This is a genomic window from Bacillus sp. E214, assembly GCF_008087365.1.
GTDB lineage: Bacteria > Bacillota > Bacilli > Bacillales > Pradoshiaceae > Pradoshia.
The window spans coordinates 1,373,074-1,394,593 of the sequence record NZ_VENN01000001.1 but is presented as its reverse complement, the minus strand read 5'-3'; the positions used below and the strand labels follow the sequence as shown (position 1 = coordinate 1,394,593).

General features: G+C 37.8%; 24 protein-coding genes. All 24 read left to right on the top strand.

Annotated features, from left to right (window positions below; translation table 11 throughout):
- Positions 1–308 precede the first annotated feature (308 nt).
- The 24 genes from sleB to aroH all read left to right on the top strand — a co-directional run bounded on the left by sleB (position 309) and on the right by aroH (position 21,513).
- Positions 309–1,157 (top strand): spore cortex-lytic enzyme, encoded by an 849-nt coding sequence (gene sleB / locus FHY47_RS06495; protein ID WP_066107513.1) that lies wholly within the window; start codon positions 309–311, stop codon positions 1,155–1,157.
- Positions 1,158–1,167: 10 nt separating this feature from the next.
- Positions 1,168–2,529, top strand: coding sequence for a germination protein YpeB (ypeB, locus tag FHY47_RS06490; RefSeq protein ID WP_066107512.1), 1,362 nt, complete (start codon positions 1,168–1,170; stop codon positions 2,527–2,529).
- Positions 2,530–2,649: 120 nt separating this feature from the next.
- Positions 2,650–3,309 carry a flagellar brake protein gene (locus FHY47_RS06485; RefSeq protein WP_140461598.1) on the top strand — a complete coding sequence of 220 codons (660 nt, stop codon included), beginning with the start codon at positions 2,650–2,652 and terminating at the stop codon, positions 3,307–3,309.
- Between the two features lie 49 nt (positions 3,310–3,358).
- Entirely contained in the window at positions 3,359–3,538 is a 180-nt protein-coding gene (locus tag FHY47_RS06480; protein ID WP_148629887.1) for a DUF5359 family protein, read from the top strand.
- A 128-nt stretch (positions 3,539–3,666) separates the two neighbouring features.
- Entirely contained in the window at positions 3,667–4,347 is a 681-nt protein-coding gene (cmk, locus tag FHY47_RS06475; protein ID WP_066107501.1) for a (d)CMP kinase, read from the top strand.
- The gene (locus FHY47_RS06470; RefSeq protein WP_066107498.1) at positions 4,344–4,925 is read left to right on the top strand and encodes a lysophospholipid acyltransferase family protein; all 582 of its coding nucleotides are present in this window, start codon (positions 4,344–4,346) and stop codon (positions 4,923–4,925) included. Before cmk ends, FHY47_RS06470 begins: the two co-directional genes overlap by 4 nt.
- 141 nt (positions 4,926–5,066) lie before the next feature.
- Complete coding sequence (gene rpsA, locus FHY47_RS06465; protein WP_066107495.1) at positions 5,067–6,206, top strand: 30S ribosomal protein S1; 1,140 nt, start codon at positions 5,067–5,069, stop codon at positions 6,204–6,206.
- Positions 6,207–6,620: 414 nt separating this feature from the next.
- Positions 6,621–7,247 (top strand): YphA family membrane protein, encoded by a 627-nt coding sequence (locus tag FHY47_RS06460; protein ID WP_066107492.1) that lies wholly within the window; start codon positions 6,621–6,623, stop codon positions 7,245–7,247.
- 285 nt (positions 7,248–7,532) lie between these two features.
- Positions 7,533–8,843: a ribosome biogenesis GTPase Der gene (der, locus tag FHY47_RS06455; protein WP_066107491.1), complete on the top strand. Its 1,311-nt coding sequence runs from the start codon at positions 7,533–7,535 to the stop codon at positions 8,841–8,843.
- A 21-nt stretch (positions 8,844–8,864) separates the two neighbouring features.
- Positions 8,865–9,899 (top strand): NAD(P)H-dependent glycerol-3-phosphate dehydrogenase, encoded by a 1,035-nt coding sequence (locus tag FHY47_RS06450; protein ID WP_066107488.1) that lies wholly within the window; start codon positions 8,865–8,867, stop codon positions 9,897–9,899.
- 264 nt (positions 9,900–10,163) lie between these two features.
- Positions 10,164–10,364 carry a DUF2768 domain-containing protein gene (locus tag FHY47_RS06445; protein WP_066107485.1) on the top strand — a complete coding sequence of 67 codons (201 nt, stop codon included), beginning with the start codon at positions 10,164–10,166 and terminating at the stop codon, positions 10,362–10,364.
- Positions 10,357–11,100: a hypothetical protein gene (locus FHY47_RS06440; protein ID WP_258188165.1), complete on the top strand. Its 744-nt coding sequence runs from the start codon at positions 10,357–10,359 to the stop codon at positions 11,098–11,100. Before FHY47_RS06445 ends, FHY47_RS06440 begins: the two co-directional genes overlap by 8 nt.
- Positions 11,101–11,384: 284 nt before the next feature.
- Positions 11,385–12,863 carry a stage IV sporulation protein A gene (gene spoIVA, locus FHY47_RS06435; RefSeq protein WP_066107482.1) on the top strand — a complete coding sequence of 493 codons (1,479 nt, stop codon included), beginning with the start codon at positions 11,385–11,387 and terminating at the stop codon, positions 12,861–12,863.
- 393 nt (positions 12,864–13,256) lie between these two features.
- Entirely contained in the window at positions 13,257–13,529 is a 273-nt protein-coding gene (locus tag FHY47_RS06430) for an HU family DNA-binding protein (protein WP_049670554.1), read from the top strand.
- Positions 13,530–13,702: 173 nt separating this feature from the next.
- Positions 13,703–14,269, top strand: a complete 567-nt coding sequence (gene folE, locus FHY47_RS06425) for a GTP cyclohydrolase I FolE (RefSeq protein WP_066107479.1) — start codon at positions 13,703–13,705, stop codon at positions 14,267–14,269.
- Positions 14,270–14,301: 32 nt separating this feature from the next.
- On the top strand, positions 14,302–14,529 hold the full coding sequence (gene mtrB, locus FHY47_RS06420; RefSeq protein WP_066107475.1) for a trp RNA-binding attenuation protein MtrB: 228 nt from the start codon (positions 14,302–14,304) through the stop codon (positions 14,527–14,529).
- A 127-nt stretch (positions 14,530–14,656) separates the two neighbouring features.
- Positions 14,657–15,415, top strand: coding sequence for a heptaprenyl diphosphate synthase component 1 (locus FHY47_RS06415; protein ID WP_066107470.1), 759 nt, complete (start codon positions 14,657–14,659; stop codon positions 15,413–15,415).
- Positions 15,416–15,460: 45 nt separating this feature from the next.
- Entirely contained in the window at positions 15,461–16,174 is a 714-nt protein-coding gene (locus FHY47_RS06410) for a demethylmenaquinone methyltransferase (RefSeq protein ID WP_066107467.1), read from the top strand.
- Positions 16,175–16,207: 33 nt separating this feature from the next.
- On the top strand, positions 16,208–17,170 hold the full coding sequence (gene hepT / locus FHY47_RS06405) for a heptaprenyl diphosphate synthase component II (RefSeq protein ID WP_066107464.1): 963 nt from the start codon (positions 16,208–16,210) through the stop codon (positions 17,168–17,170).
- Positions 17,171–17,259: 89 nt separating this feature from the next.
- On the top strand, positions 17,260–17,706 hold the full coding sequence (gene ndk / locus FHY47_RS06400; protein ID WP_066107459.1) for a nucleoside-diphosphate kinase: 447 nt from the start codon (positions 17,260–17,262) through the stop codon (positions 17,704–17,706).
- Positions 17,707–17,898: 192 nt separating this feature from the next.
- A complete protein-coding gene (locus FHY47_RS06395; protein ID WP_066107456.1) occupies positions 17,899–18,702 on the top strand; it encodes a CheR family methyltransferase in 804 nt (267 codons plus the stop codon).
- Between the two features lie 161 nt (positions 18,703–18,863).
- Positions 18,864–20,036 carry a chorismate synthase gene (gene aroC / locus FHY47_RS06390; protein ID WP_140461596.1) on the top strand — a complete coding sequence of 391 codons (1,173 nt, stop codon included), beginning with the start codon at positions 18,864–18,866 and terminating at the stop codon, positions 20,034–20,036.
- A complete protein-coding gene (gene aroB / locus FHY47_RS06385) occupies positions 20,036–21,151 on the top strand; it encodes a 3-dehydroquinate synthase (protein WP_140461595.1) in 1,116 nt (371 codons plus the stop codon). Before aroC ends, aroB begins: the two co-directional genes overlap by 1 nt.
- A complete protein-coding gene (gene aroH, locus FHY47_RS06380; protein WP_066107448.1) occupies positions 21,148–21,513 on the top strand; it encodes a chorismate mutase in 366 nt (121 codons plus the stop codon). Before aroB ends, aroH begins: the two co-directional genes overlap by 4 nt.
- The last annotated feature ends 7 nt before the right edge of the window (positions 21,514–21,520 follow it).

Here is a 21,520-nt window from a genome sequence, read left to right as displayed (position 1 = left end):
ATTTATGTTGTCTGCGGCTTTAATCCTCCAGGGTAAATAAAGGTCATGAATTCATCCTGAAATTGTTGCTTATTATGTTACAAAGAATATGCTTCATACCCCACTGCTTCTACAATCCTAAATGATTTTTCCCTACCTCCATTCAACTTTGCTTTTCTCTGCTATCAGCTCAAAAAGCTTTTGTATGCAACTTATTTTTATAATCATCAATCCTCTAGTTTGAAAATGATTTTCATGTTGGACTGAATATTTTATATGTGTTTGCAAAAACTACCCTTACTGTCATTAATTCTACAGGAGGGCATGAAATGAAGGGTTTAGTAAGGAAGTTAGTATCCTTTTCAATAATTGGTTGTTTTTTATTCCTCTCACCCATTTTTGATATCCAGACTGAAGCATTTACCAATCAAGTGATTCAAAGGGGAGCTGTCGGAGATGATGTCATCGAATTACAGGCGCGTCTTCAAAATATAGGCTTTTATCATGGAAAAATAGATGGGGTCTTTGGATGGGGAACATACTGGGCATTGCGTAATTTTCAGGAACAATTCGGCTTACCTATTGATGGGTTAGGTGGAGCAAAGACTAAAAGTAAACTGGTTAGCGCCTCTAATTACAATGCTTCCTGGGTGAAAAAACAAATCAATTCAGGAAATGAGTTTACTTATTATCAGGGAACTCCAATTGAGCATCAAGTTAAGCCAAAATCATCATCGAATAAAACGACAAAATCAACAAATACGGCGAAAAAGAACACATCCACAAAGACGACCGGTACAGCTGCAAATATACCAGCTGGATTTTCGGAAAGTGATATAAAGTTAATGGCGAACGCAGTTCATGGTGAAGCGAGAGGTGAACCATACGAGGGTCAGGTAGCAGTTGCTGCGGTTATTTTGAATAGGGTCCAAAGTTCATCGTTTCCAAATACAGTTTCAGGGGTTATATTTCAGTCGGGAGCATTTACTGCGGTAGCTGACGGACAAATCTGGCTTGAACCTAATGAGAGTTCAAGAAACGCAGTTATAGATGCTATCAATGGTTGGGATCCGACCGGTGAAGCTGAATATTATTTTAACCCGGAAACAGCGACAAGTTCATGGATATGGAGTCGTCCGCAAATAAAAAAAATCGGCAAGCATATATTCTGCAACTGAGGTGAATGTAATGATAAGAAATATCGTGATTGCTGTATTGCTAATCGGTTTAGTTGGAACAGCGTACTGGGCATATCAGGATCATCAAGAAAAAATAGCTATCATGAATCAAACCGAGAATAATTATCAGCGTGCCTTTAATGATCTGAACTATCAAATTGATGTGTTAAATGATAAAATCGGGACGACATTGGCTATGAATACAAAGGATTCTCTATCTCCGGCATTGGCTGAGGTTTGGAGATTAACAAGTGAAGCACATAATAATGTTGGTCATTTGCCCCTAACATTAATGCCATTTCATGAAACGGAGAAATTTTTAACAAATATCGGTGATTTCGCCTATAAGACATCTGTGCGAGATTTAGATAAAAGTCCGCTATCTGATGAAGAATATAATACATTAAAAGCTCTGTATAGTGACGCAACGGAAATAAGAGATGAGCTAAGGAGTGTTCAAAGGAAAATCAGCGACAATGATTTACGTTGGATGGATGTGGAAACAGCCTTGGCGGATACGAAGGGGGACAGCCAACGGGACAACCAAGTTATTGATGGACTTAAAACGATAGATAAAAATGTAAAGTCAATTGGACAAAAAAGTGAATATGGACCTACATTTACATCTGTGGAGGAAAAAAACATAGATTATAAAAATTTGTCCGGAAAAGAAATAACCCGTAAGGAAGCAATTGAACTGGCAAAAAAATATACAGGTGTCTCTAATGCTAAAACTGTCAGCGTAACTGCAAATAAGGATGGTTCAAAATACGAGTTCTATCATGTGAATTTGAAGAGTGCTTCTACAGGTAATATGATTGGAATCGATTTGACTAAAAAAGGTGGACATCCAATTTATATTATTAATGATCGTCAAGTATCCGATGCTAAGATCGGGTTAAACGATGGATATAAGAAAGCTCGGCAATATCTGAATAACATGGGCTATCAGAATATGGAGTTATTTGAAAGTACTCAATATAATAATGTTGGTGTTTATACGTTTGTAACGGTTAAAGATCAAGTGAGGATCTATCCTGAAGCAATCCGTATCAAAGTAGCACTAGATAATGGAGATATCATCGGATTGGGAGCAGACGATTATCTTCAAAATCATGATAAGGAAAGAAAAATTAATAAACCGGCTATCACTGAAAAAGAAGCTGAAAAGCAAATCAGTGGAAAAGTAATGATTATGGAAAAAAGATTAGCCGTTATCACAAATAATTTATATGAAGATGTACTCTGTTATGAATTTATGGGAACAGTAGGCGATGATACCTACCGAATTTTTATTAATGCAGAAAACGGGCATGAAGAAAAAGTAGAAATCATGCATGAAGCAAGAAAAGTGTATGATGATGTCTCATAAAAAATAATCTAAGGAAAAGGCTGGAAACGGTCTTTTCCTTTTTGTATTTTCTGTCATAATAGTACATAAGTCCTTGTTTTGGAATATTCTTACACATGTCAGAGGGGAAATGGTTTAACTATGTTAACAATCGGAATGACCATCATACTTGAGAAGAGCCAATTAGATCAGCCTGAAACATATAGATGCAAGTTAATGGATGTTAGAGATGGGATTCTTTATATTGATTATCCAGTTAATATATATACGAACAGAATAGATTACTTTATAAATGGAACGAATTTCAGGGGAACATTTGTTGGAAAGGATCAAAATACCTATCTGTTTAATACGGAAATCCAGGGAAGAGTAAGGGAAAATATACCTTTGCTGCTTTTAGATTATCCTGGTGATGAATATCTGGAAAAAATTCAGCGAAGAGAATATGTGCGTGTAAGCTTGTCCACAAAAGTAAATGTACAGCCCATTAATAATGAATTCCCCCCCTTTACGGCATTAACAACGGATATTAGCGCAGGAGGAGCAGCAATCATTGTTCCTCAAAATTTAAAGATTGATACTCATACTAATCTAATACTGCAGTTTACATTTGAGATGAGAAATAGGGAAGTGTGTGAACTACCCATTCAGGTACAAGTGAAAAGAATTGTCGAAGTTTTGAATAATAGAAAAAAAGTATCTGTCGAATTTACCGAAATCACTGAAGCAGAACGGCAAATTTTGCTGCGTTATTGTTTTGAAAGGCAATTGGAGGAAAGAAACAGAGGTTTTGGGGATTAAATACATATCTGTATGGACAAACTCATAAGTAAGAGGAGGATTGTTCCATATGAATGCGGTAGAGCGATTTATCAAGAAAATGGCTATCATTCAACTTTTATTTTTATTATTTTTTCAGCTTGTTTTTCATCGTGAACATACCTTTACTAAATGGAAAACACTCGCAAGATATGAAGGCGTCATCGAAAATAATTATACAGCAATTATGGATGTAATTTCCAATAAATGAATATTTAGGTTTTCTAAAGACAAAGTAAAGTACTTTGTCTCATTTTTTTACATTCATATTGATTTATATCCTGTAAAGCTGTGTTAAAATAGTCATGATTAATTTTTGTGTACAACAAGGAGGAACAAATGAAAAAGAAATTATCGATTGCTATTGATGGTCCTGCTGCTGCAGGTAAAAGCACAGTAGCGAAAATTATTGCTAGAAGGCTAACATACATATATATTGATACAGGTGCAATGTACAGGGCTTTAACTTATAAGGCATTAAATAATGGAATAGATCCGAATAACGAAGCAGCTCTTTATGATCTATTAATGTCTACGGATATAAAATTGCAGAATAGTGAACAAGGACAAGATGTACTGGTTGATGGAGTTATTGTATCTGAAGAGATAAGAACGCCGAATGTAACTAAAAATGTTTCCGCTGTCTCTCAGCATAAACTGGTCCGTGAAGAAATGGTTCGACGACAACAGCTCCTGTCTGAACAAGGCGGCGTTGTAATGGATGGCAGAGATATAGGTACTCAAGTTATGCCAAATGCTGAAGTCAAAATCTTTATGCTTGCAAGTGTAGATGAGCGTGCCAAAAGAAGACATGAAGAAAATATCTTAAAAGGGTTTGACTCGGATATTGAACAATTAAAACAAGATATTGCGGCCCGTGATAAATTTGATTCAGAAAGAGAAGTATCTCCTTTGAAAAAAGCAGCAGATGCAATTGAACTTGATACAACAAGTCTTTCAATTGATGAAGTGGTGGATGCTATTATGAAGATAGCGAATGAGAAAGGAGTATATGGATGAGCTTTTATAGATTTGCCAGGGGCGTAGTAAAGATAGCTCTAACTCCCTTATACCGTGTCTCAGTTTCAGGAAGAGAACATTTTCCTGAGACAGGCGGTGTTTTATTATGCTCCAATCATATCAGTGAATTAGACCCGCCAGTTGTAGGGATGACGTGCCCGCGGGATGTTCATTTTATCGCTAAAGAAGAACTGTTTAATGTACCTGTTCTTAAAACTATTTTACCGCGTGTTCATGCCATTCCTATTAAAAGAGGTATGAGTGACCGGAATGCCTTGCGAAAGGGATTGGGTGCTTTAAAAGATGGACATGTCTTAGGTCTGTTTCCTGAAGGAACTCGCAGTAAGACAGGCGAATTGGGAGAGGGTCTTGCGGGTGCAGGCTTCTTTGCGTTGAGAACGGACGCTAAAGTTATTCCCTGTGCCGTGATTGGTTCCTATAAACCATTTTCTAAAACAAAAGTTATATACGGTCCTCCAATTGACATGGAAGAATACCGTAGTCAAAAAGCCTCCCCTGAGGAAGTGACGAAAGTCATAATGGCTCATATAAAGCAATTGATTGATCAAAACCGCTAAACATCCTGCTTGACAAATAGTACAAATTATAAGAAGTTAGAAAAAAGAGATTATTTAGAATATTGTTTAATACTGGCGGATTAGTGGTATTAAATATAAATTGAAAGGTAATTGAACCCGTGATCGTTAGGAGGAGTACATATGACAGAGGATATGAACAATATTAATGTAACCGAGTTTAATGTAGGCCAAAGAGTGCGTGGGACTGTAACTAAAGTTGAAGAAAAACAAGTCGTAATTGAAGTTGAAAATAGTAAGCATGATGGCATTGTCCCTATCAGTGAGCTCTCCAGTCTGCACGTTGAAAAAGCTTCAGATGTGGTGAAGGAAGGGGACGAGCTTGAGTTTGAGATTATCAAAGTCGAAGATGAAGCTCTGATTCTATCGAAAAGAAAAGTAGATGCAGAAAAAGCGTGGGGAGACCTGGTTGTTTCATTTGAAAATGGTGAAATAATTGAAACTGAGGTTAAAGACGTTGTAAAAGGCGGTCTAGTTGTTGACTTGGGAGTACGTGGATTTGTACCTGCCTCGCTTGTCGAAGATTATTTCGTTGAAGATTTCTCTGACTACAAAGGGAAAGAGCTAGCGTTTAAGATTGTAGAGCTGGACCAAGAAAAAAACCGCTTAATCCTTTCACACAGAGATGTTGTGCGTGAAGAGAAAGAAAAGAAAAAAATTGGCGTTCTGGAATCTTTACAGGCTGGCCAAGTCCTTGAAGGAACGGTTCAGCGAATAACTGATTTCGGCGCATTTGTTGATATTGGAGGTATTGATGGTTTAGTTCATGTATCTCAGCTTTCTCATGAACATGTGGACAGACCTTCAGATGTTGTCTCAGAGGGAGACAACGTCCGAGTCAAGATTTTATCTATTGACCGTGATACTGAAAGAGTTTCATTATCCATAAAAGAGACCCTGCCTGGACCTTGGTCAGATATTACTGATAAAGCAAAAAAAGGCAGTGTTTTGGAAGGGACGGTTAAACGTCTTGTATCCTATGGTGCTTTTGTGGAAGTATTCCCTGGTGTAGAAGGTTTGGTGCATATTTCTCAAATTTCACATAAACATATCGGCACTCCTCATGAGGTTATGTCTGAGGGAGATGTTATTAAAGTTAAAGTGCTTGACGTGAATGAGGATGAGCACAGATTATCTCTAAGTATTAAAGAATTGCAAGAAAATCCAGCTGCTGAAATGGATAACTATGAACTCCCTGAAGAAACAAGAGGCTTCCAATTAGGTGAAATGATTGGAGAGCAGTTAAAGAATTTAAAAAAATAAAGTAATGTGTTAGATGCCCTTACAGGCTTGCATGCTTTAGGTTTAATATTAAGTAAAAATCAGCCCTTCTCAGGTATAGAGAAGGGCTGTTTCTATGTATAAACAAAAAATCGAATAAAGTTACCAATCAGCGTTATGCTTCACTCTGTATTATTTAGTTTTGTGAAATGACCCGAGGATTAGAGTGTAACTTGGTCGTGATTGCGATTAAAGGGCCAGAATTAGCGTGGCTGAAAAAATCTGTTATGTAGAATATCTGTTTATGAAAGTGAGGGTGTCTTTGGGTATCTACTGAATTTATAGAAAAGAATCGAATGCCCTGCTTACCGAAGATGTGTTAAATAAATCAATTTCCTATTACATTTGAAATGTTTAAAAAAATTGAAAGTTGGCATACTGCTAAGGGAGGTTTTTATGCATGAAGGTTATTTATTTTTCAGTTTAATGTGGCTTGGGTGTTGGTATTTTATTTTTATATCAGATGAATCGGTTAAGATAAGACGGAGAGGAATGATCAGACTATTGGCAGGGATTTGCTTTGCCGGTCTGTCCATCCATATATTCAGTATACATTTAAATCTGTTTTTTATTGCGGCCCTGCTTTGGTCTTTTTATCAATGGAGACATTGGACGAATAAAGAATTAATTAGAATGACAGTCGCTATTTTTTTTATTACTATTGCCTTTATATGTATTAGAATTTATTCAGTTCTATATCCAGTATGGTTTATTGTAAACTGGATTTATATTGCGGCCGGTATGCTGGTTGTACTGAGTATAATCTTTTTAGAATCAACTAAAAGGGTCAGTATACTTAGTGTTGCCATTATACTTGGTGAAGCAGTTTATTCAGGGATTTTATATGTTTACGGGTTTCCAGTTAAAGCGATAGGTACATTTGAATCATTGGACCTTTTGTTACTGGCGATAACCATTACTATCCTTTTAAATAAAACCAATAATCTATGGACAAAAAGAATACCGAGGCGAAGGATTTATCATCAGCAGCATGTAGGGTTAAAAGGTAAGGGCGTTAGATAAAAACCTGTTGGATAAATTCCATTAAGAAAAGTAATTTAGTTTACTTTTTACCGAGAATATTGAAAGGAAAACTCCAAGGGAGTTTAAATTTCACGTCAAAAATAGTAAGGAAATATAGCAGAAGAGTTGTTACTTTGCGAAACGTTTGCTATCATAATATAGTTAGACCCTTCTTTATGATTAAGAAGGGTTCTTTTTTCATAAAATATAAATACATTAAACATGCTAACAATTCAGTGAAAATAAACAGGAATTTAGCTAGGATAGTTGAAAGGATGAACGACCATGCCAAAACCAGTTGTAGCCATAGTAGGCAGGCCGAATGTAGGGAAATCTACAATATTCAATCGGATTGTAGGAGAAAGAATATCAATTGTAGAAGACGTAGCCGGAGTAACCAGAGACAGGATTTATAGTTCTGGAGAATGGTTAAACCATGAATTCAATATTATTGATACAGGCGGTATTGATATAGGGGATGAACCGTTTTTAGAACAGATTCGTCAACAGGCAGAGATTGCTATTGATGAAGCGGATGTTATTATTTTTATGACGAGTGGCAGAGAGGGATTGACTTCTGCTGATGAAGAAGTGGCAAAAATTCTTTATCGTTCAAAGAAACCAGTAGTCGTTGCTGTAAATAAAGTGGATAACTTTGAGATGCGCGATCAGATCTATGATTTCTATGCATTGGGCTTTGGTGAACCAATAGGAATCTCTGGCTCTCACGGAATTGGAATTGGGGATTTGCTAGATGCTGTTGTACAAAGCTTCCCTGATCACCAAGCACCTGACTATGACGAAGATGTGATTAAGTTCAGCTTGATCGGTAGACCGAATGTTGGAAAATCCTCATTAGTTAATGCGATTTTGGGTGAAGAGCGCGTTATTGTAAGTAATATCGCAGGAACAACAAGAGATGCGGTCGATTCTCCATATAAATATAATGGCGATGATTATGTCATCATTGATACCGCTGGAATGAGGAAAAAAGGTAAGGTATACGAAAGTACTGAAAAGTACAGTGTTTTACGTGCATTACGAGCTATTGAACGTTCAGATGTTGTCCTAGTGGTCCTCGACGGGGAAGAAGGCATTATTGAACAGGATAAAAAGATTGCTGGGTATGCCCATCAGGCAGGACGAGCTATCGTTATTGTAGTGAACAAATGGGACGCAGTTGAAAAAGATGATAAAACGATGAAGAAGTTTGAAGAGAAAATTAGAGCTGAATTCCAGTTCCTTGACTATGCTCCAATTGTGTTCTTGTCTGCTAAAACGAAAGCACGTATCCATACTTTGCTTCCAATGATTAATTTGGCAAGTGAAAACCATGCACAGCGTATCCAAACGAATGTCCTGAATGATGTTATAATGGATGCAGTAGCAATGAATCCAACGCCAACCCATCACGGCAAAAGGTTGAAAATATATTATGCTACACAAGTGGCCGTTAAGCCGCCATCCTTTGTTGTCTTTGTAAATGATCCAGAATTAATGCACTTCTCCTATGAACGCTTCCTGGAGAATAAAATTAGAGATGCATTTGGATTTGAAGGAACGCCTATAAAAATATTTTCTCGACTACGTAAATAATTTTTTTGAGGAGTGGAGTCTATGCAACAATCAGTCACCATTTTGGGAGCAGGTTCGTGGGGAACTGCACTTGGAATTGTCCTTGCAGATAACGGACATGCGGTAAAAATCTGGGGGCATGAGTTAGAACATGTCAATGAGATAAATCGTGAACAGGCAAATATTCGTTATTTACCTGATGTCAAGCTCCCTTCCGCTATTAAGGCATACTATGATTTGGAAGAGGCATTGTCTGGCTCAGAGGTTATTGTTTTTGCTGTACCGACTAAAGCAATTCGTGAAGTGGCCCGCAAGGTTAAAGCGATTGTCCAGGATAAAGTGACAATCGTCCATGTAAGCAAAGGGATCGAGCCAGATAGCTTGCTGCGTATATCTGAAATGATAGAAGAAGAAATTTTGGATATAGCAAAAGATATCATTGTTCTCTCCGGCCCAAGCCATGCTGAAGAGGTAAGCAGAAGGATTCCTACAACCGTTACGGTTGCTTCTAAAAATATGGAAGCAGCAGTGCGTATTCAGGATTTATTTATGAACCAAAATTTCCGCGTGTATACGAACCAAGACTTAGTTGGTGTGGAAATTGGGGGTGCCTTGAAAAACATTATTGCCTTAGCAGCTGGGATTACGGATGGACTTGGATACGGAGATAATGCCAAAGCCGCTTTGATGACTCGCGGTCTTGCAGAAATCACTCGTCTGGGTGTGAAGATGGGAGCAAACCCGTTAACATTCCTTGGATTAACAGGTATCGGTGACCTTATTGTAACATGTACAAGCGTCCATTCAAGAAACTGGCGTGCCGGTAATATGCTTGGAAAAGGAAAGAATCTTGAAGAGGTTCTTGAAAGCATGGGAATGGTTGTTGAAGGCGTGAGAACAACGAAGGCAGCTTATCAGTTGTCGGAGAAATACCAAGTGAAGATGCCAATTACGACTGCCTTGTACGATGTCCTGTTTAATGACAAGGATATTAAGACAGAAGTAGATGATCTTATGACTAGAAGCAAGAAGCATGAAATGGAAGATTTGATGGATAGCATGATTAATAATCATTAATCAATGATTTTGTCAAAAAATAGGCATTTGTTACTTGCTAAGATGGTCATTTAAACATAGTATACTTTATAAAAGACTGAGCCAGCATAAACTTAGTCTAAGTCTATATATTTAGTCCAGGACGGAAGTTTGGGTATATAAAACCCGAGCTTCCGTTTTTGTTTTCTTTTAGGTATATTTTGGGTTATAATAGCAAAGGTTGAAAAAATATTATTCTTTTTAAAAATATGGTAAAAAGAATTGATGAAAAAGGGGTGCCGAATATTGAGCATAGCAATGCAAAAAATGTGGATTTCGATTGCTGGGATGGGCTTAATGGCAATCGCAGTGCTGGCTATATATCTAAGCAGATATAAATTAAAGGGTATATTAAAATATCTTTTAGCCACGATAGCCTATGTATCTATGTTTATAGCAGCCATTATTATGGTCATTATTATTGTGAGTGGTCCTACAAATGGATAAAGTGTTGAATAAGATACCACATAAAATATCTGGAATGACATTCTTGCTGTGTACTATTCTTTTTCTATCCGGGTGTATGTATCCGCAGGAGAATTTACAGCAAAACCAGGTACCCTATGAAGATCAGGTCGAATCCGTTCAGAAAGCTGTTTTGGAATATAGAAAAGATAATGGCGGCAACCTGTTGCCGATTGTGACAAAGGATCAAGATACACCGTATTATATGAAATACATAATTGATTTTCAGAAATTGGTTCCAAAATATATGTCTGAAATTCCGGGAAATGCCTATGAAAATGGCGGGATTTTTCAATACACACTCGTTAATGAAGAAACAAATCCAACTGTTAGGCTGATTGATTTACGTTTAGCCGAGACAATACGGGATACCAAGCTGCAAATTCAATCACAGGGCTATCCTGCGTTTGAAGAAAAAATTGGTACCAATGTCTATGCGCTCAACTATAAAAATATGGGATTTGACAAGGAACCTACCGTGAAAAGTCCCTTCACAGGTAAATCGTTACACCTTGTTTTAGGTGAAGATGGCGAATTGTATATTGACTATACACCGGATTTATATGATTTACTTATTGATCGTTCGGCGGGATTTAAAAAGGGTGAAGATATAAGAGCAGAGTTAGTGAAAGACAGCCTCTTTGTTCCTGCCTATTCATTACCTTATACATGGGATCAAATAGCAAATAAACCTGTCTTTATGGCAATTGAGGAATAACCTTTCTTTTACAAAATATATTGTAAAAGAAAGGTTTTTTTTATTCCAGATTGTATTTTAAATTTTGACATCTCCTGAATAATTCGGTGCTTTATCATGATACTCCGAATAATTGGTTCATTTTTAATCAAAATAGCAGTCGGTTGTTTACATAAAAGGAGAGGAGAGAAAAAACTAGTCATAAGTTTAATGGGCTATAGCATAAATATATAGTGTCCAAGTTTATAAGACTATCAATAATTACGTATATGTACTCATATATGGAGGAATCGGGAGGGGATCTCTTGGAAAGGGTCGATATATTTAAGGATATAGCCGAGAGAACCGGCGGCGATATATATTTAGGAGTAGTTGGAGCCGTTCGGACGGGTAAATCTACATTTATTAAGAAATTTATGGAGTTGGTTGTTCTTCCTGGTATGAAAAGTGAAGCTGAAAAAGCACGTACGATTGATGAATTACCACAAAGTGCAGCAGGAAGAACGATCATGACTACGGAACCTAAATTTGTGCCGAACCAGGCAGCGCAGGTTCAGGTAGACGAAGGGTTAGAGGTCAATATTCGTATGGTTGACTGTGTAGGATATACCGTTCCTGGTGCGAAAGGATATGAGGATGAGAATGGGCCAAGGATGATTCATACGCCTTGGTATGAAGAGCCAATTCCGTTTCATGAAGCAGCTGAAATTGGCACTCGTAAGGTCATACAGGATCATTCTACAATTGGCGTTGTAGTGACGACAGATGGGTCAATAGGAGAGATACCAAGGTTAGACTATGTAGATGCTGAGGAAAGGGTCGTAGAAGAGCTAAAAGAGGTTGGAAAGCCTTTTATCATGATTATTAATACAGTCAGCCCTTATCACCCGGATACAGAGATTCTGCGTGCTAAGCTTCAGGAAAAATATGATATCCCGGTGCTTGCCATAAGTGTTGAGAGCATGCGGGAAGGGGATGTGTTAAATGTCCTGCGGGAAGCATTGTTTGAGTTCCCTGTTCTGGAAGTGAATGTGAATCTACCTAGATGGGTTATGGTGCTTAATGAAAATCATTGGCTGAGGGTCAGCTATCAGGATGCTATAAGAGAAACGGTTCAGGATATTAAAAGGCTTAGAGATGTTGATAGACTCGTCCATCTTTTTGAAGAGTATGAGTTTGTTGGTCATGCTTCATTGGCTGGGATTGAAATGGGCCAGGGAGTAGCCGAAATAGATTTATCAGCACCTGATGAATTGTATGACCTGGTTCTAAAAGAGATTGTGGGTGTTGAGATACGAGGGAAGGATCATTTGCTTGAATTAATGCAGGATTTTGCTTACGCGAAAGCGGAGTATGACCAGGTCGCGGATGCCCTTAAAATGGTTAAACAAACGGGTTATGGTGTTGCTTCTCCTTCTCTGGCGGATATGAGTCTGGATGAACCGGAAATCATTAGACAGGGATCCAGGTTTGGAGTTAGGCTGAAAGCTGTGGCGCCATCCATTCATATGATAAAAGTAGATGTTGAATCAGAATTTGCCCCTATAATCGGAACAGAGAAACAAAGTGAAGAATTGGTTCGTTATTTAATGGCGGATTTTGAAGATAATCCTCTTAGCATCTGGAATTCAGATATATTTGGCCGCAGTTTGTCTACTGTAGTTCGTGAGGGAATCCAAGCTAAATTAAGTTTGATGCCGGAGAATGCACGATATAAATTAAAGGAAACGCTTGAAAGAATCATTAATGAAGGATCTGGCGGATTAATTGCCATTATTCTTTAACAGATACAGAGGGTTTTACGGACCGTAACGGATCCGTAATCCTCTGTATTTTTTTGCAAAAATCAAGTGTTTTTATAAATGCTTTAACTTTCAAAATACCTCAAATAAGAAGATATGGCAATAAAAATAGAAAAATAACCTACATTATTCGAATAAATGCCTGTAAATTCGCCAATTTACTTGATATGGTCTATGGATTATGATAATCTTTTATCAGAAATCAAGTTCAAAGCAAAAACCCTTATATATCAATGTTTATCAATGGTTTTTTATGTTAAAAATGATTAATGACAAATTATTTCAAGTTTTTGTTTTGACTGATGAAAATATTTCATTACAACTTAAAAAGTATTGAAGTAGAATGGAAGCATACTTTGGGAGGAGGTGAATGGCATGAACAAAACAGAATTAATCAACGCTGTTGCTGAAGCTAGCGAGCTTTCTAAAAAAGACGCAACTAAAGCAGTAGACGCAGTGTTCGAATCCATTTTAGAAGCTCTTAAAAATGGAGATAAAGTACAATTGATTGGTTTCGGTAACTTTGAAGTTCGTGAGCGTGCTGCTCGTAAAGGACGTAACCCGCAAACTGGTGAGGAAATCGAAATCAGTGCCAGCAAAGTACCTGCATTCAAACCAGGGAAAGCACTTAAAGACGCTGTTAAGTAATTTTTACATACGATTTTACTTGAATAAGCGCTATACGCGATTAGAGTCATTACCAATTTCTTTGGTAATGACTCTTTTTCTATTATGAAGTCCATAATCTATGGCTCTAAGAATAAAATGTGCTACTATGGAAATAGTTGAAATTAGGTATAGCAATGGGAGGAAGACATAAAATGAGTGAAATCAATCGCGGTAAAATAGAAGAAGCAGTGACAATGATTTTGGAGGCTCTTGGGGAAGATCCAACAAGGGAAGGGCTCCTGGACACACCTAAACGTGTAGCAAAAATGTATGAAGAGGTATTTTCCGGATTGAGACAGGATCCTAAAGAATATTTTGAAACGGTATTCGGTGAAGATCATGAAGAATTAGTCCTTGTTAAGGATATCCCTTTTTATTCTATGTGTGAGCACCATCTCGTGCCATTCTTTGGAGTGGCACATGTGGCCTACATACCAAAAGGCGGACGTGTTACAGGTTTGAGTAAATTAGCCAGAGCGGTCGAAGCAGTGAGCAGAAGGCCGCAATTACAGGAACGGATTACATCAACTGTTGCAGATTCTATTATGGACACACTGGCTCCTCATGGAGTGATGGTCGTAGTTGAAGCTGAGCATATGTGCATGACTATGAGAGGTGTTAAAAAACCAGGATCGAAGACAATTACTTCCGCAGTAAGAGGAACATTGGCGACAGACTCAATCTCCCGTCAGGAAGTATTAAGCTTAATTAATAAATAATCATGAGATAAAAGTTGAAAAGGAGTAAGAGAATGGAGAACCTTCAATCAAATGATTTTGTAGTTATAAAAGCATTGGAAGATGGAGTGAGTGTTATTGGATTAACCAGAGGTGAGGATACTAAATTCCATCATTCAGAAAAGCTTGATAAAGGTGAAGTGTTATTTGTTCAATTTACAGAACACACATCAGCTATGAAAATCAGAGGAAAAGCGGTTATGTACACGCCATACGGTGAAATAGAAAGTGAAAAGGAATAACCGATTATCTATTCTCTCCTTTTAAACCATTCGACAGCAATTTAAAAGGATAGTAAGATAAGTATGATGAATACGTAATGTGCCGATTATGGTACGGAATCAGAAGTGGAAGCATGGGTGATTACCATTGGATAGCATCAATAATGAAGTCATACAATTTAATAGTGAGATAAAGAAACTTATCTATCATTCTTTAATATTAGATCATATTGATCGGCCAGTCATAAATGATGATATGATAGCGGTTATGGTTAAAATTCTGCGTGATGCCAATGTGGATCAAAAGTTTATGCCATATTACATAGTATCTGTCATGCTTATGCAAATTGCCCTGGATACCCATGAGGGAGTTTCAAACACAGAGGAATCCGAAAGTCCGGCAAAATTAAGGAAACGGCAGTTATCGATTTTGGCTGGAGATTATTATAGCAGTATGTATTATCATATATTGGCGAAAACAAAAGATATCGAGTTTATTAACCTAATGTCCAGGGGAGTTCAGGAAGTGAATGAGGCTAAGGTACACTTATATATGGATAAGGATGCTGATATAGATACATTAGTAAAGTATCTTAAACAGATTGAAACCATACTGGTCGAAAAAACAGCTGAGTATTTTAACGTAATTGAACAAAAGGATTTGTTTATAGACTTTTTATTATGGAATAGATTAATGGCAGAATTGGACGGTTATCAAAATAAGTGTAACTCTAAATTTATTCAAGCCTTACAATCAATACATAGTGTAAATGATGAAACTGCTGATAAAATATCAGATTTACTTAAAAGGGAAATTACAAAGGTAAGTGATAGATTAAGATCAGCTATGTTGCAATACAATTTTAAGGATGAAATGGTTTTACGGATTGAGACAAGTATAAGGTAATCTTGAAAACATATAAAAAGACGATGTGGGGAAAGGGAATTCATAATGAAACAACAAACAAAAGAGGAACGTGTACACGGTGTCTTTGAAAAGATTTCTGATAATTATGATTCCATGAATTCAGTAATCAGTTTCCAGTTACATAAGCGTTGGCGTGCCGATACGATGAAAAAAATGGATGTTAAACAGGGAGATCAGGCACTGGATGTATGCTGCGGTACAGCTGACTGGACGATAGCGCTGGCGAGACAGGTTGGCGACTCTGGTAAGGTAACGGGTTTGGACTTCAGTAAAAATATGCTCAAGATTGGCGAACAAAAGGTTAAAAAGGAGCAGTTAAATAATGTGGAACTGCTTCATGGGAATGCAATGGAGATTCCCTTTGAAGATAATACATTTGACTTTGTCACAATTGGATTTGGTCTTCGGAATGTCCCTGACTACTTAACGGTATTGAAAGAAATGAACCGTGTTCTGAAACCGGGTGGCATGGCTGTTTGTTTAGATACTTCTCAACCGACGTTACCGGTTTACAGACAGCTATATTATTTTTATTTTAAGCATATTATGCCTCTCTTGGGTAAATTATTGGCTAAGAGTTACAAGGAGTATTCCTGGCTGCAGGAATCTGCATCTGATTTTCCAAGTGCACCGGCATTGAAAAGACTCTTTGAAGAAGCCGGTTTTGTGAAGGTTAAATATAAACCTTATTCCGGTGGTGCAGCTGCGTCTCATTTTGGATTCAAACAATCAAAATAAAGGGCGCATATTAGTTTAACGGGAAGTGGAACTATGAAATTACCAAAATTGTATTCAATTTTCAGACAGGATATCCAATTAATCGAAAAAGAGCTGCGTTCATCGATACAAACTGAATGCAGACCACTTCAGGAAGCATCTATGCACACTCTGAAAGCTGGAGGCAAACGGATACGCCCTGTTTTTGTACTGCTCACCGCAAAATTTGGAGAGTATGATATTAATCAAATTAAGCATGCTGCAGTTGCTCTGGAACTTATTCACTCAGCATCATTAGTACATGATGATATCATTGACGAAGCCAAACTGCGTAGGGGATCACTGACGGTTTGTTCCAAATGGGATAATAAAATGGCTACTTATACAGGAGATTACATATTTGCCAGGGCTCAGGAGCTTATGACTCATATTAAAGATCCATTGGCACATCAGGTAGTAGCTAAAACCATCATGGAAGTCAGCATTGGCGAAATAGAACAAATACGTGATAAATACAATTTTGATCAAAATCTACGTAACTATTTAAAGCGTATTAAACGAAAAACGGCTGTCTTAATTGCGGCCAGCTGCCAATTAGGTGCGATCAGTGCAGGGGTATCGGAGGATATACACAAAAAATTATTCTTGTATGGATACTATGTGGGCATGTCCTTTCAAATAATGGATGACATACTTGATTTCACGGCCTCTGAAAAAGATCTAGGGAAACCTGCGGGTAGTGATTTGTGGCAGGGGAATATTACCTTACCTGTTTTGTATGCCTTACAGCAACCGCAATTGGCCAAGCTTATCCGAACTGTTCACGAAGATATGAGGTTAGAAGAGTTGCAGCCTATACTCGAATCTATCAAGCAATCAGGAGCAATCGAGAAATCCATCGACTTAAGCAATGCTTACCTGGATAAAGCATTTGATATTCTAGAATTATTGCCAGAGTCGAAGAATACGGATTATTTATATGAAATAGCAAGATTTATCGGAAAAAGGAAATACTAAAATGCTATTTCCTTTTTCGTTTGCTTTATACATGTAAATAATGGTATTATTCTTTCTGAAAGCCCATACATACGAACAGAGGTGTAATTATGGAAAAAACATTTTTAATGGTTAAACCAGATGGTGTACAAAGAAATTTAATCGGGGAAATTGTATCACGTTTAGAAAGAAAGGGCTTTCAGCTTGTTGGAGCGAAATTGATGATGATTCCAACAGAGACGGCTGAAAAGCATTACGAGGAACATAAAGAGCGTCCTTTCTTTGGTGAATTGGTTGACTTTATTACATCAGGACCAGTTTTTGCAATGGCATGGCAAGGGGAAAATGTGATTGCGACTGCTCGTCAAATGATGGGATCTACCAATCCAAAAGATGCTGCTCCTGGTACAATTCGCGGAGATTATGGTGTAACGGTAGGCAAAAACATTATCCATGGCTCTGATTCACCTGCAAGTGCCGAGAGAGAACTTGGAATCTTCTTTAAAGAAGAAGAGCTTGCTGAATATACAAAATTAGCGAATGAGTGGATTTATTAAGTAGATAGATAAAGATTAAGGGCTGTCAACAAGGTTGGCGGCTTTTTTAATTGCATATCTTACCGGTTTATGGGGGTTTATAGAAAAGATCATGTGATCGTTATGGGCATACGTAATAAGTGTGGTTATATCATTGAATCTGCTAATTTTGTATACTTATAGTAAAAGAATTTATTGGAGTCGTAGGGGTATATGATAAAAATTAATGATGACTATCAGGGGTTTGTTAAAGGGATTAACTATTTAACAGGAATCAATTTATCTTTATATAAGGAAGCGCAAATGAAAAGAAGAATTACCTCCTTATATGAAAAACAAGGTTTTAATGGGTTTCAGGATTATTACAATCATCTTCGTAAAGACCAGTATTTATTAAATGAGCTTCTGGACCGTATGACGATTAATGTTTCGAACTTCTTTCGGAATTATAGAAGGTGGGAGGTTTTGGAGAAGGAGATTCTGCCAGAATTATTGTCTGAAAAAAAGACTTTGAAAATTTGGAGCGCCGCTTGTTCAACTGGTGATGAACCCTATTCACTTGCCATGGTGCTAACCCGCTTAAATGCCCTGAATCGTGTCTCTATCCTGGCAACCGATATAGATCAGAATGCCTTAGAAATTTGCAGGAGAGGCATTTATTCAGAAAAATCTTTGGGGGAAGTACCAGTAGAGTTAAAGAATAAGCATTTCGAATTCGTGGATGGATTTTATCATATTAATCAACAAATAAAAAATGCGGTCACGTTCAAGAAACATAATTTACTGGCTGATTCGTATGGCCAATCATACGATTTAATCATATGCCGTAATGTTTTGATTTATTTTACGGATGAAGCAAAGGGTTTATTATATAAGAAATTTTCCCAATCACTTCGTCCTGGCGGAGTTTTGTTTGTGGGCAGTACTGAACAGATCTTCAACCCAACTGTATATGATTTTATCAGTACAAATACGTTTTTTTATAAAAAGAGAAATCATCATAGGGTACATAGCTAATAGACATACTGAAATGAAAGATAATCAGGAGACGTCGGCAGAGAGTGAATGGTAGTACCTTGTTAATCTGATGTACAATATAAGTAAGAAAATTACCATAAGAATAACAGTATATGATATATTATTACATAAATGCTTTAAAGTGATGAAGGAGGAGCCTTATGAGATATATAACTGCTGGGGAATCCCACGGCCCCCAATTAACAACTTTAATAGAAGGATTACCTGCAGGAATGCCGTTGTCTGAGGAAGATATCAACAAGCATCTTGCCAGGAGACAAAAGGGATATGGACGCGGTAGAAGAATGCAAATTGAAAAAGATACAGTAGAGATTACAGCAGGAATTCGTCATGGCAGGACATTAGGATCACCTGTTGCTCTGCAAGTTAAAAACCGGGACTGGACTCATTGGACCCATGTCATGGGAATTGAGCCAATAGATGAAAAGGCAGAAGACGAAATTAAACGTAAAATCACAAGACCGCGCCCAGGGCATGCTGACCTGAATGGCGGTATGAAATATGGACATAGGGATTTGCGCAATGTTTTAGAGCGCTCGTCTGCAAGAGAAACAACTGTCCGAGTGGCAGCGGGAGCTGTTGCGGTGAAACTGCTTAGTCTGCTTGGTATAGAAATTGTTTCGCATGTTGTTGAAATCGGTGGCATTAAAGCAGCTGAAACAGAGGTTAAGGATATTAAAGAGATCCAACAGCTGGCAGAGGATTCTCCGGTTCGCTGTCTTGATGAAAAAGCTGCTGAGAAGATGATGGAAGCCATTGATTTGGCTAAAAAGAATGGCGATACATTAGGTGGTGTCGTTGAAGTAGTGGCGACTGGAATGCCTGCTGGTGTCGGGAGCTATGTTCATTATGATCGTAAACTAGATGCAAAAATTGCAGGTGCAATCCTTAGTATTAATGCATTTAAGGGTGTCGAATTCGGGATTGGCTTTGAAGCGGCCAGAATTCCAGGCAGTCAGGTGCATGATGAAATCATTTGGGAGGAAGGACAGGGATATAGCCGTAAAACGAATCGCCTAGGCGGTTTTGAAGGCGGAATGACAACTGGAATGCCTGTAGTAGTGCGTGGAGTTATGAAACCAATCCCTACCTTGTATAAGCCGCTCAAAAGTGTGGATATTGACACGAAAGAGTCGTTTACAGCCTCGATAGAACGCTCTGATGCATGTGCTGTTCCGGCAGCGGCAGTCGTTGCTGAGCATGTGGTAGCATGGGAGCTTGCCAATGCAATCATTGAACAGTTTTATTCTGATCGGATGGAGACATTGGTTGAATCCGTTAATCAGCAAAGAATGTATGCGAGGGAATTCTAATGGAAACTATTCAAATTAAAACTTCTTCAAAGGAGTATCCGATTTTTATAGGTGATGGAGTGATTGAAGAGCTCCCCATATTTTTGGAGAAAAATTTCAAAGGAAAACCAAAAGTATATATGATATCGGATGAACTGGTATCTTCTCTTTATTCAGAGCTGATTGAAACGTTGTTGGCCAAACGTGGCTATGAAGTAATCATCCATGCCGTACCAACAGGAGAAAGAGCAAAATCATTCTCTGTATACGAAGAATGTTTAACGGTAGGATTTGAAAATAAACTTGATCGTGACAGCCTCGTGTTAGCTCTGGGCGGGGGAGTGGTTGGAGATTTAGCTGGATTTGTAGCTGCGACCTATATGAGAGGCATTCCCTACATTCAACTGCCAACAACCTTGCTGGCTCATGACAGTGCAGTTGGAGGAAAAGTGGCTATTAATCATCAGCTGGGTAAAAATCTAGTAGGCTGTTTCTATCAACCGGAGGCAGTCTTCTATGATAGTTCCTTTTTATCCACTTTACCAGAGAAGGAATGGCGCTCAGGATTTGCGGAGTTAATTAAGCATGCGCTGCTATGCAGTAAATCCTTTTATGATGATTTAAGAAATCAGTATTGCAGTATTTCTGACCTGCAATCCAAATCATTGGCTTCGTATATAAAAAAAGGGATTTCTGTTAAAGCTACTATTGTATCGGAGGATGAAAAGGAGAAAGGCTCGCGTGCTTTTCTTAATTTTGGTCATACATTAGCTCATGCGATTGAAGGGGCAGCTGGATATGGAGTGGTAACCCACGGGGAAGCTGTAGCCTTTGGTATGTTATTTGACCTATATTTGAGCCAAAAGTATGCTGATTTTTCTTTTAATCTAACTGCATTTAAGGATTGGTTAACCAATTTAGGCTACCTTCAAATACCAAAAGAAATTTTATCAGCAGAATTATTGCTGCCATTTATGAAACTTGATAAGAAAAATAAACAAGGGACAATAGCGACGGTCCTTTTAAATGATTATGGCAGACCAGCCTTACATTCCTATTCTGATACGGAAATACAAGACGAATTAACCTATTTCTTAAACAATATAGTCGGAAGGGAGAAGGGTTATTCATTATGATGAGAGGCATCCGAGGAGCCATTACCATAGAAGCAAATAAAAAAGAACTCATTGAAAATAAAACAGAGATCTTACTTCGAGAAATGATTCAACAGAATCATCTTCAGGCAGAATCTATTGCATCTATATTCATATCTGTTACAGACGATATAGATGCAGGATTTCCAGCTGCTATTGTTAGAAAAATAGATGGATTTACATATGTTCCCGTTATGTGCATGCGTGAAATTCCAGTACCGGGTTCCTTATCATTGGCCATACGGATTATGATTCATGCCAATATGGATACAGCCCAAAAGGATATCAAGCATATTTATCTGGAGGGGGCTACGGTCCTTAGACCTGATTTAACAGAGAAATAAGCAATAA